The organism is Pseudomonas sp. MONT-RG-20F-20-E-7-02 (assembly GCF_022662395.1).
Classification (GTDB): Bacteria; Pseudomonadota; Gammaproteobacteria; order Pseudomonadales; family Pseudomonadaceae; genus Aquipseudomonas.
Genome location: NZ_JAKNQN010000035.1, coordinates 1 through 673, shown reverse-complemented (window position 1 = coordinate 673; position 673 = coordinate 1). Strand labels below are relative to the sequence as shown.

Here is a 673-nt window from a genome sequence, read left to right as displayed (position 1 = left end):
CCCACGCAGAGCGTGGGAACGATCAAGATCAAATGTGTTCAGGCAGGCGTTTTTACCGGGTTCAGGCACTCGATAGAGCGGTCCACGGTGGTCTTGGCCATTTCCAGCAAATGCCACACCGCCAGAATTTTCGCCCGCTCGGGGCCAGGCAGCAGCTCACTGCAATTGAGCGTTGTGGCCGAAGCGCTGTCGAGCAAGCTTGCGGTGTAGAGCAGGGCGTCTTCGAAGCTCAGGTCTTCGATGTGAACGCCTTGGGTGGGCAGGTAATGGTCGATGGCGCGGTTGAAGGCGGCACGGGCTTTGGCTGAAGTGTGGGGTGGGTCGGGGACGACTTTTTTCATTGTTTAGTACCTGTCTGATCAAGGAGCCGAAACTCTTCGCGACTAAACGAGGGTGGCGGCTGTACGCAGGTTAGTCGACCGGTCAGAACAGGAACCCGGCGCGCCCGAAGACGCCCTGCGCACAGCCACCATAACTTCTGGAGGACATGCGCCTGTTCTGAAACCGAGCGACTAAACCCGATCACTGATGAGCAGTGACGGATCGCAGACTAGCCATCGATTCCAACAGGCACAAGGCGGCAGGGATTGTCTAGGAAACGTCCTGCAATTTAAAGAGACGCGCCTTGCTGGCCTTTTAAAAACCATGACCAGATGCCACTAACCCCACCCAT

Annotated in this window: 1 protein-coding gene; it reads right to left on the bottom strand. The window is 57.1% G+C overall.

Translation table 11 applies throughout. The features are described 5' to 3' along the window. Positions 1 to 38 precede the first annotated feature (38 nt). Positions 39 to 341, bottom strand: coding sequence for a hypothetical protein (locus tag L8I05_RS29405; RefSeq protein WP_242176716.1), 303 nt, complete (start codon positions 339 to 341; stop codon positions 39 to 41). Positions 342 to 673 lie beyond the last annotated feature (332 nt).

Excerpts from the sequence above, each read along its gene's own strand:
- L8I05_RS29405 (WP_242176716.1), bottom strand. The coding sequence starts at position 341 with ATGAAAAAAGTCGTCCCCGACCCACCCCACACTTCAGCCAAAGCCCGT.